The organism is Aeromonas oralensis, assembly GCF_049665575.1.
Classification (GTDB): domain Bacteria; phylum Pseudomonadota; class Gammaproteobacteria; order Enterobacterales; family Aeromonadaceae; genus Aeromonas; species Aeromonas hydrophila.
On record NZ_CP187186.1, the window covers coordinates 4,303,272 to 4,312,500 of the forward strand.

6 protein-coding genes, 1 tRNA gene, 2 rRNA genes and 1 pseudogene (1 of these 10 running past the window's edge) are annotated in these 9,229 nt (G+C 62.8%); 2 read left to right on the forward strand and 8 right to left on the reverse strand.

Going from position 1 to position 9,229, the window contains the following annotated elements; all coding sequences use genetic code 11:
* Nucleotides 1–52: 52 nt before the first annotated feature.
* Nucleotides 53–1,954 carry a dihydroxyacetone kinase operon transcriptional regulator DhaR gene (gene dhaR / locus ACPDZI_RS20195; protein WP_438833688.1) on the forward strand — a complete coding sequence of 634 codons (1,902 nt, stop codon included), beginning with the start codon at nt 53–55 and terminating at the stop codon, nt 1,952–1,954.
* Between the two features lie 89 nt (nt 1,955–2,043).
* Here the strand turns inward: dhaR and ACPDZI_RS20200 are convergent, their stop codons facing one another.
* The 5 genes and pseudogenes from ACPDZI_RS20200 to ACPDZI_RS20220 all read right to left on the reverse strand — a co-directional run bounded on the left by ACPDZI_RS20200 (nt 2,044) and on the right by ACPDZI_RS20220 (nt 7,276).
* The gene (locus ACPDZI_RS20200; RefSeq protein ID WP_438833689.1) at nt 2,044–3,126 is read right to left on the reverse strand and encodes a glycerol dehydrogenase; all 1,083 of its coding nucleotides are present in this window, start codon (nt 3,124–3,126) and stop codon (nt 2,044–2,046) included.
* Between the two features lie 125 nt (nt 3,127–3,251).
* Nucleotides 3,252–3,968 (reverse strand): dihydroxyacetone kinase phosphoryl donor subunit DhaM, encoded by a 717-nt coding sequence (gene dhaM, locus ACPDZI_RS20205; protein WP_438833690.1) that lies wholly within the window; start codon nt 3,966–3,968, stop codon nt 3,252–3,254.
* 1 nt (nt 3,969) lies between these two features.
* Complete coding sequence (dhaL, locus tag ACPDZI_RS20210; protein WP_438833691.1) at nt 3,970–4,599, reverse strand: dihydroxyacetone kinase subunit DhaL; 630 nt, start codon at nt 4,597–4,599, stop codon at nt 3,970–3,972.
* A 15-nt stretch (nt 4,600–4,614) separates the two neighbouring features.
* Nucleotides 4,615–5,686 (reverse strand): annotated as a pseudogene (gene dhaK / locus ACPDZI_RS20215) (dihydroxyacetone kinase subunit DhaK).
* Between the two features lie 231 nt (nt 5,687–5,917).
* On the reverse strand, nt 5,918–7,276 hold the full coding sequence (locus ACPDZI_RS20220) for an NCS2 family permease (protein ID WP_175610390.1): 1,359 nt from the start codon (nt 7,274–7,276) through the stop codon (nt 5,918–5,920).
* A gap of 226 nt (nt 7,277–7,502) precedes the next feature.
* Here ACPDZI_RS20220 and ACPDZI_RS20225 point away from each other — a divergent pair, with 226 nt between their 5' ends.
* On the forward strand, nt 7,503–7,835 hold the full coding sequence (locus tag ACPDZI_RS20225; protein ID WP_005306245.1) for a cupin domain-containing protein: 333 nt from the start codon (nt 7,503–7,505) through the stop codon (nt 7,833–7,835).
* 92 nt (nt 7,836–7,927) lie between these two features.
* On the opposite strand, the gene ACPDZI_RS20230 is transcribed toward ACPDZI_RS20225, so the two are convergent.
* The 3 genes from ACPDZI_RS20230 to ACPDZI_RS20240 form a co-directional block, all read right to left on the reverse strand.
* Nucleotides 7,928–8,004: transfer RNA gene (locus tag ACPDZI_RS20230), tRNA-Asp, on the reverse strand.
* A 97-nt stretch (nt 8,005–8,101) separates the two neighbouring features.
* Nucleotides 8,102–8,216: ribosomal RNA gene (gene rrf / locus ACPDZI_RS20235) — 5S ribosomal RNA — on the reverse strand.
* 78 nt (nt 8,217–8,294) lie between these two features.
* Nucleotides 8,295–9,229: ribosomal RNA gene (locus tag ACPDZI_RS20240) — 23S ribosomal RNA — on the reverse strand; it runs 1,954 nt beyond the window's last position.

The window sequence follows — 9,229 nt, forward strand, 5'->3', positions numbered from 1 at the left end:
CGCTGGCGTGGTTAAATGGTCGGCTCACATCTTGCCGGATATTGCTGTGACCATGCCATCTGACCTTCAGCCGCTGCTCGCTTGGCCTGACTATCTGCAGGCATCCTGGCTGCGCTGCGCCCACCAGACCAGTGCAACCCTCTGGCATCCGCCCCACAGCGCCAAGGGCCAGACCTTGCAGAGCCTGCGCCAGCGCAAGCGCGACCTGCTCACCACCGGCGAGATGGCCCTCGAAGATCTCTACGAATTTATGGAGGGGCGCCCCTGCGCCCTGCTGCTCACCGACGAGAGCGGCTGCCTGCTGGCCCAGACCGGCCACCCCGATACCCTGCGCGAGCTGGCGGCGCTGGGTTTTGGCCCCGGCGCCTTTTTCAGCGAGGGGCGCATCGGCACCAATGCCATCAATCTGGCGGCGCTGGAGGGAGTGCCGCTCTGCGTCAGCGGCCCCCAGCACTTCAACCAGACCCTCCACCCATGGCACAGCTGCGCCAGCCCGGTCTACAACAGCAATGGCCGTCAGGTCGCCATCATCGCTTTGATCTGCAAGGTGGAGGAGGCGAGCGCCGGCGATCTGGCGCTCACCGTCAGCGCCGGGCGCGAGCTGGCCCATCTGCTGCAGATGGAGACCCTGATGCAGGAGTCCCAGCACCACCTGAGCGAGCTTTATGCCCTGCTCGATGGCATGGATGACGGTGTGCTGGCCTGGGATCCGCAGGGGCGGCTGCGCTACCTCAACGCGCTGGCGGCCAACCGGCTGCGGCTCGATCCGGCGCTCTGTCTCGGCCAGCCGCTGGAGCAGCACCTGTTGTTGCCCCAGCGGTTGCAGCTGGCCATCAGGGGACAGACGCCGCTGAGTCATGTGGAGGTGACGCTGGAGCGGCTCGGCGCGCAGGCGGGGGAGTTCATCAATGCGCTGGTGAGCCTCAAGCCGCTGCCGGGGCCGGAGGGGGTCAGTTTTATCGCCCTGCTGCACCCGGTTGACCGGCTGCGGGCCATTCACCAGCTGCGCCAGACGGTGCCCGAGCTGTCGGCGCTGGTGGGGGAGTCGAGCGCCATGCGCAAGCTGTTGCGCTACGCCCGGCAAGCGGCCCAGAGTCAGGGGCCGATCCTGCTGCGCGGCGAGGAGGAGGTGGGCAAGGCCCAGCTGGCGGAGGCGATCCACTTTGGCAGCGAACGGGCCGCCGGGCCGCTCATTACCCTCAACTGCAAGGCGCTGCCGAGCGAGCGGATGGCGCTGGAGCTGATGGGTTCCGACGAGGCGGGGCAGGAGCGGGCGGGCAAGTTCGAGCTGGCCCATGGCGGCACGTTAGTGCTGGAGCAGGTGGAGTGCCTCTCTGCTCCCATGCAGGCCGCGCTGCTGCAACTGCTCAAGACCGGTCGCATCCAGCGCTTCGATTCGGCCCGCATTCTGCCGCTCAAGGTGCGGATCATCGCCACCAGCAGCGCTCCGCTGGAGCAACTGGTGCAGGAGGGGCTGTTTGGCCGCCAGCTGCTCTATGCCTTGCAAGCGTGCGAGCTGTGGCTGCCGGGATTGCGGGAGCGCAGTGCCGATCTGCCGGGCCTTATCAGCCAGCAGCTAGGGGCGCAGGGGCGCGAGCCGGTGCGCCAGTTCAGTCCGGCGGCCCTCGACTGTCTGCTGGCCTATCCCTGGCCCGGCAATCTGGGGGAGCTGCGCAGCGCCGTCGAGCATGCCCTGCTTCATTCCGGTCAGGGGCCGATCCCGCCCGAGGCGCTGCCCGCCGCCATTCGCCACGGCTATCAGCGGGTGGCTGACGAGGTGGTGGGGCAACCGCTGCTCACGCTGGCGGAGCTGGAGCGGCAGGCCATCCTGCGCTGCGCCCATGCCTGCAAGGGGCAGGTGAGCCAGATGGCCCAGCATCTGGGCATCAGCCGCACCACCCTGTGGCGACGGCTCAAGCTGCTCGAGATCGATCCCGCCGACTATCACGGCTGACGGCGACCCGTCGCCAACTGGCCCGCAGAAAACGAAACGGCCCCGCAGTTGCGGGGCCTTGTTATATGGCAGGGTCAGTCGTGGCGTGGTTACAGCCCCAGCTGGTGGGCGGTGACGATGGCCGCGAGCACATCCTCGGCGGTGACCTTGAACGGCATATTGTGGATGGTTTCGCCCTCGGCGGTGGAGGCTTTGGCCACCTCCATCAGGCGCGCCATATCCAGCTCCTTGACCCCCATCATATGCAGGTTGGTCGGCAGGCCCACAGAGCGGCAGAAGCCCAGCACGGTTTCAATCTCCGCCATCGGCGCATTCTCCAGCACCAACTGCACCAAGGTACCGAACGCAACTTTCTCACCGTGATAGAGGTGGTGACACTCGGCCAGCTGGGTCAGGCCGTTGTGGATGGCGTGGGCAGCGGCCAGCCCGCTGCTCTCGAAGCCGATACCGCTCAGGTAGGTGTTGGCCTCGATGATGTTCTCCACAGCCTTGGTGCAGAGTCCCTGCTCCACCGCCAGCTTGGCCTTGTAGCCGTCGGCCAGCAGGGTCTTGTAGCAGAGCTCGGCAATGGCCTGCGCCGCCAGCGTAGAAGCGCCACCAGCCATGGTCTGGCAACCGGACACCTTGTTGGCGCGCGCCTCGAAGTAGGTGGAGAGCGCATCCCCCATGCCGGAGACCAGCAGCCGCACCGGCGCGCGGGAGACCACGCCGGTATCCATGATGACCATGTTGGGGTTGGTCGGGATCATCAGGTATTCGCTGAACTGCCCTTCCGGGGTGTAGATGACCGCCAGCGCGCTGGTGGGGGCATCGGTGGAGGCGATGGTGGGCACAATGACCACCGGCACCTTCTGGTAGAAGGCGACCGACTTGGCGGTATCCAGCGTTTTGCCGCCGCCGATGCCGATGATGACGTCAAACGGGATCTGCTTGCAGCGGGCCAGCAGGCGGTCGATCTCGGGGCGGGAGCACTCGCCGTTGAAGCAGTCGAACTCGGGCTTGATACCGGCGCCGTGGAAGCTGGTGGCCACGGTATCGCCCACCAGCTTGGTGACGAAGGCGTCGGCCAGAATCAGCGGCTTGCTGCCGAGCGCTTTAACGTAGTTGCCGATATTGGCGAGAGCCCCGTTGCCTTGCACGTATTTGCTGGGGCTGATGATAATGCGGTCCATATTTTATCCCTCTCTCTTTATGAATTAAGAATCGGGGCGAAGGGGCGGCTGTGCCGGGGACTCCTTCGTCTTGAATGGTGCTGCACAGGCTCAGCGAGCGAGTGCAGCCCCTTGAAACAGTGGCGTCAGTCGCCGAAGCGCTCGGCTGCCAGCTGCTGGAAGCAGGCCAGGGCGGCGTTGGCATCCTCGCCGCGCGCCAGCAGGGTGAGCTGGTCGCCCTGACGCACGTTGAGCATGGCGAGCCGGGTCAGGCTGCGGGGGTTGGCCTCTTTATCCCCCTTTTTCAGCTTGAGTTCGGCGGCAAAGGGCTTGAGGGCGGCCACCAGTCGGGCGGCGGGGCGCACATGCAGGCCGTGGGGGTTATCCACCACCACCTTGCAGCGCAGCCAGCCGTCGTCGACAACGTGGGCTGTCTCGGTGGCGGCCTGCGCCGCGCTGGCAGGCAGCATCGCCTGTTTCGGGCCAAGGGCGCCGAGCGCCTCGGCGGCCACCTCGTCCAGCGTCAGGCCTGAACCGGCCGCTACCACGGCGGCCAGAGCACCTTCGACCAGCGGGGCGGGGCAGAGCCGCACCCTCGCGCTCAGCTCCGGTGGCAGCAGTTCGAGGGCGGTTTCGGCGCTCAAGAGGGCGCTGCCCAAGTCCATCAGCACCAGCACGCCGCTGCCGTCGTCCGCTTCTTCAATCGCACTCATCACTGCGATGGCATCGGTGCCGATGGGGTGGTCGGGGTCATCGACCCCGGCCGCCAGCAGCAATCTGGCCGGGCTGCCGAGCTGGTCGGCCAGCGCTTTCAATCCGGCCGCCAGCTGGGCGCTGTGAGAGACAACTACGATTCCGATCATGTCACAACCTCGCTCTGTCACGCAGGGCGGTCAGCAGCAGCAGGGTCGAGGTGGCCCCGGCATCCTGATGGCCGATGCTGCGCTCGCCAAGATAGCTGGCGCGCCCCTTGCGGGCCTGCATCTGGATGGTCGCCTCGGTACCGGCTGCGGCGGCTGCCACCGCCTTGTCCAGCGCTTCGTTGAGGGGCAACTCTTGCTGCTGCGCCTGTTGCAGGGCAGCCAGTGCCGGCCACCAGGCGTCGCACATGGTCTTGTCGCCCGGCTCGGCGCGGCCACGGGAGACCATCCCCTCCACCCCGTCGCTCAGCATTTTGCACAGCTGGCTGAGGCTGAGGCTCTGGCAGGCATCGCTGCTGGCCGCGGCCCGGATAAAGAAGGTGCCGTAGAGCGGGCCGCTGGCACCGCCGACCGAGGAGAGCAATGTCATGCCGGTGGTTTTCAGCACTTGACCGATATCCTTGTCCGCCACCGCGGGCAGTTTCTCGGCCACCTTGGCGAAGCCGCGCTGCATGTTGAGGCCGTGGTCTCCGTCGCCGATGTCGGTATCCAGCGCGGTGAGGTAGTCACGCTGCTCGGTAAAGATGTGTTCACAGTCGAGCAGCCAGTTGACGATTTGGTGTTTGCTTAGCATGGCTATCGGCACTCCTTAGCAGCCGCGACGCAGGGCGGGGGTGTGAACGGGGGCATCCCACAGGGTCATCAACTCATCATCCACCTTGAGCAGGGTGATGGAGATGCCGGTCATGTCGAGGGAGGTGCAGTAGGGGCCAATCAGGTTGCGCACCAGATGGATGCCCGCCTCCTCGCACAGGGTAGCGAGACGGCCATAGACGCCATAGAGCTCGGAGATGGGGGTGCCGCCGAGGCTGTTGACCAGCGCGATAACCCGATCGCCCGCATTCAGCGGTTCGATAAAGGTGTGCTCTTCCTGCCAGCTGCCGCTGGTGCGATCCCAGTGGCGCAGGGTGCGGCCATAGGGGGTGTTGTCAGCAAGCTCGCTGAACATGTCGTCCACCAGGGTATTGAGGTCGGTGAAGGGGCGACGCTCGATGCCCGGTTCGCCGTGGATACCGACGCCGAACTCCAGCTCGTTGTCCGCCAGAGTGAAGGAGGGCTTGCCAGCGGCCGGCACGGTGCAGGCATGCATGGCCACGCCTATGGTGCGGCTCTGGTTGTTGATGCGACGGGCCAGCGCCTCGCAGCGGGCAAGGTCGTAGCCCGCTTCGGCGGCGGCACCGACCAACTTCTCGCACAGCACGGTCGTGGCAACCCCACGACGGGCCGGCGGTATAGAGGCTGTCTTTGACCGCCACATCGTCATCGATCAGGGCAAAACCCACCTTGACCCCGTCACCGTGCAGCAGCTCGACCGCGGTCTCGAAGTTGAGCACATCCCCGGTGTAGTTCTTCACCAGAAACAGCACGCCGGCACCGCCGTCGACCGCCTGGCCGCACTCATACATCTGATCCGGGGTCGGGGAGGTAAAGATCTCGCCGGGGCAGGCACCATCCAGCATCCCCTTGCCCACCAGACCGCCGTGCATCGGCTCGTGGCCGCTGCCACCGCCGGAGACCAGCGCCACCTTGCCCATCACGGGGGAGTCGGCACGGGTGATGTAGTGTGGCTCGATACGGACCTTGAGCTCGGGGTGGGCGGCCGCCATCCCCATCAGTTGTTCACGGACCACGGCATCGACGGCATTGATCAGTTTCTTCATGGCTCACTCCTTGGCTTACCACCACACGGGTAGGCAGATGGTTGATGGAGCCAGTCTAACGACAGAAAACAGGATAAAAATAACCGGGAGTTTGGTTCGGATCTGAAACAGCAGAAGGTACGTCGGCGTTTCAATCTGAAACAGTGCGGAGCCAATATGAGGAAAACTGTTAGCCGTCTCACAGCCAACAAAAAGGGCCCCCGCAGGAGCCCTTCACGTCAACCGGGAGCCTTAGATGGCCCAACCACCGGCATAGAAGATCACCAGCGCCACGGCGATGATCACGGTACCGATATTGAGCTTCTTCCACTCGGCGGCAAACAGGCGACCGACGACCAGCGCCACGAAGCCCAGCATGATGCCGGTAACTATGTTGCAGGTGAGCACGATAAAGACGGCGCACAGCATGCCGGAGAGCGCATCGACCGAGTCGTTGAAATCCAGTTTGGTGACGTTGCCCAGCATCAGCAGACCGACGTACATCAGCGCAGGCGCGGTGGCGTAGGCCGGTACCAGATAGCTCAGCGGGGAGAGGAAGATCATCAGCAGGAACAGCACGCCGACCAGGGCGGCGGTCAGACCGGTCTTGCCACCGGCGGCGGTGCCGGCGGCGGACTCGATGTAGACGGCAGCCGGTGCACCACCGACGGCGCCCGCCACCATGCTGCTGACGGAGTCGGCAGTCAGGGCCTTGCCGCCGCTGATGATGTGGCCACGTTCGTTGATGAGGCCCGCCTGACCGGCCACGGCACGGATGGTGCCGGTAGCGTCAAACACCGCGGTCATCACCAGTGCCAGTACAGTCGGGATCACCACCGGATTGAGGGCGCCCAGCAGATCCATGCTGCCAACCAGAGAGCCCTTCTCGCCAGTCAGGCTTGGCATGGCGAAGAAGCCCTGCCAGGTTACTTTCGGGTCGAAGATAAGGCCGAGGATGGAGATGGCGATGATCACCATCAGGATGCCGCCCGGTACCTTGCGGCGCTCCAGACCGAAGATGGCGGCCAGACCCAGCACCGTCATGATGACCGGGAAGGCGGTCACTTCACCCAGCTGAACCGGCAGACCGGCACCTTCGTTCTTGATCACCATGCCGACGCCGTTGGTGGCGATCAGCAGCAGGAACAGACCGATGCCGATGCCGGTGCCGTGGGCGATGCCGGAGGGCAGGTTGTCCAGGATCCACTGGCGCACGCCGGTGACGCTGATCAGGGTGAACAGCACCCCCATCAGGAAGATGGCGCCCAGCGCCACCGGAATGCTCAGCCCCTGCCCCAGCACCAGGCTGAAGGCGGTAAAGGCGGTGAGAGAGATGGCACAACCGATGGCCATCGGCAGCTTGGCCCACAGACCCATCAGCAGAGAGCCGAAGGCGGCGATCAAGCAGGTGGCCACAAACACCGGCCCCTGTTCAAAACCGGCGGCGCCCAGCATGTTCGGCACGACTATAATGCTGTAAACCATGGCCAGGAAGGTGGTCAACCCGGCCAGCAACTCCTGGCGCACGCTGCTGCCGCGCGCAGAAATGGAAAAATAAGAGTCCAAAAAGCCGCCGTTCCCTGATTGGGCGGCCATATCTTGCTTTGCCATAACTTGTCCTGAAAGTGTGAAGGAAATCGTTTGCTTTCGTGGCGCGCAAAATAGCAAGAATTTGTCGAAATTGCAGCGAATTCCCTGACTTTTTCATCAAAATGGCCGTAATCGTTCTCGTTCGGACACGAATTTGCTTGCCTGCCTGTCACGGCTCTCACCTTTACCCACCAGGCTCGCTCCTATACTGCAGAGAACCACTCGCACTGTCAGACGGGAGATACCCATGCACACGCGCAATCTGCTGAACGATATTCCCTCGCCACTGCCTACCGAACTCTTTCAGGATCTAGTCAGCACCAACCACCTGCGGATCGAACGCATCCTCTCCCACGGTCATCAAACCGCCCCGGGTGAATGGTACGATCAGGACGAGCATGAGTGGATCCTGGTGGTACAGGGGGAAGCCAGCCTGCTGTTCATCGACCCACAAACCCAGCAACAGCAGCTGGTACAGCTGGGCCCGGGCGACCACATCAACATTCCCGCCCGCCAGAAACACCGGGTGGAATGGACCCACCCCGACATGACCACCGTCTGGCTTTGCGTGTTTTACTGAGTCCCGTGAGGAGAAAAGAGAGTATTCGGGGCAATGAGTGCGGTGCCGGAAACGAAAAAAAGCCCAGTCGTTAGACTGGGCTTCTTAAGTAGTGGCGGAGCGGACGGGACTCGAACCCGCGACCCCCGGCGTGACAGGCCGGTATTCTAACCGACTGAACTACCGCTCCGCTGTCTGGTTAGCTTTTTGCTAAATTGTCTGCCGCTTCATTGAGGTGTCATCCTCTCGGCCAATTATGCAATGTGTGCATAACTGTTTGATTGGGTGCCTGGCAGTGTCCTACTCTCGCATGGCGAATGCCACACTACCATCGGCGCTACCGCGTTTCACTTCTGAGTTCGGCATGGGATCAGGTGGTTCCACGGCGCTATGGCCGCCAGGCAAATTCTTCAATCTGAGAAAGCTGACATAAGTAGTTTCGTATTTGTCACAAGGCTCGAAACACTTCTTGGGTGTTGTATGGTTAAGCCTCACGGGTAATTAGTATGGGTTAGCTCAACACGTCACCGCGCTTACACACCCCACCTATCAACGTTGTGGTCTCCAACGGCCCTTTAGGACCCTCAAGGGGTCAGGGATGACTCATCTCAGGGCTCGCTTCCCGCTTAGATGCTTTCAGCGGTTATCGATTCCGAACTTAGCTACCGGGCAGTGCCACTGGCGTGACAACCCGAACACCAGAGGTTCGTTCACTCCGGTCCTCTCGTACTAGGAGCAACTCCCTTCAATCATCCAACGCCCACGGCAGATAGGGACCGAACTGTCTCACGACGTTCTGAACCCAGCTCGCGTACCACTTTAAATGGCGAACAGCCATACCCTTGGGACCGACTTCAGCCCCAGGATGTGATGAGCCGACATCGAGGTGCCAAACACCGCCGTCGATATGAACTCTTGGGCGGTATCAGCCTGTTATCCCCGGAGTACCTTTTATCCGTTGAGCGATGGCCCTTCCATTCAGAACCACCGGATCACTATGACCTACTTTCGTACCTGCTCGACCTGTCCGTCTCGCAGTTAAGCTGGCTTATGCCATTGCACTAACCTCCTGATGTCCGACCAGGATTAGCCAACCTTCGTGCTCCTCCGTTACTCTTTGGGAGGAGACCGCCCCAGTCAAACTACCCACCAGGCACTGTCCGCGACCCGGATTCACGGGCCTGCGTTAGAACATCAAACATACAAGGGTGGTATTTCAAGGACGGCTCCAGCGCAACTGGCGTCACGCCTTCAAAGCCTCCCACCTATCCTACACATGTAGGTTCAATGTTCAGTGCCAAGCTGTAGTAAAGGTTCACGGGGTCTTTCCGTCTAGCCGCGGGTACACCGCATCTTCACGGCGAATTCGATTTCACTGAGTCTCGGGTGGAGACAGCATGGCCATGGTTACACCA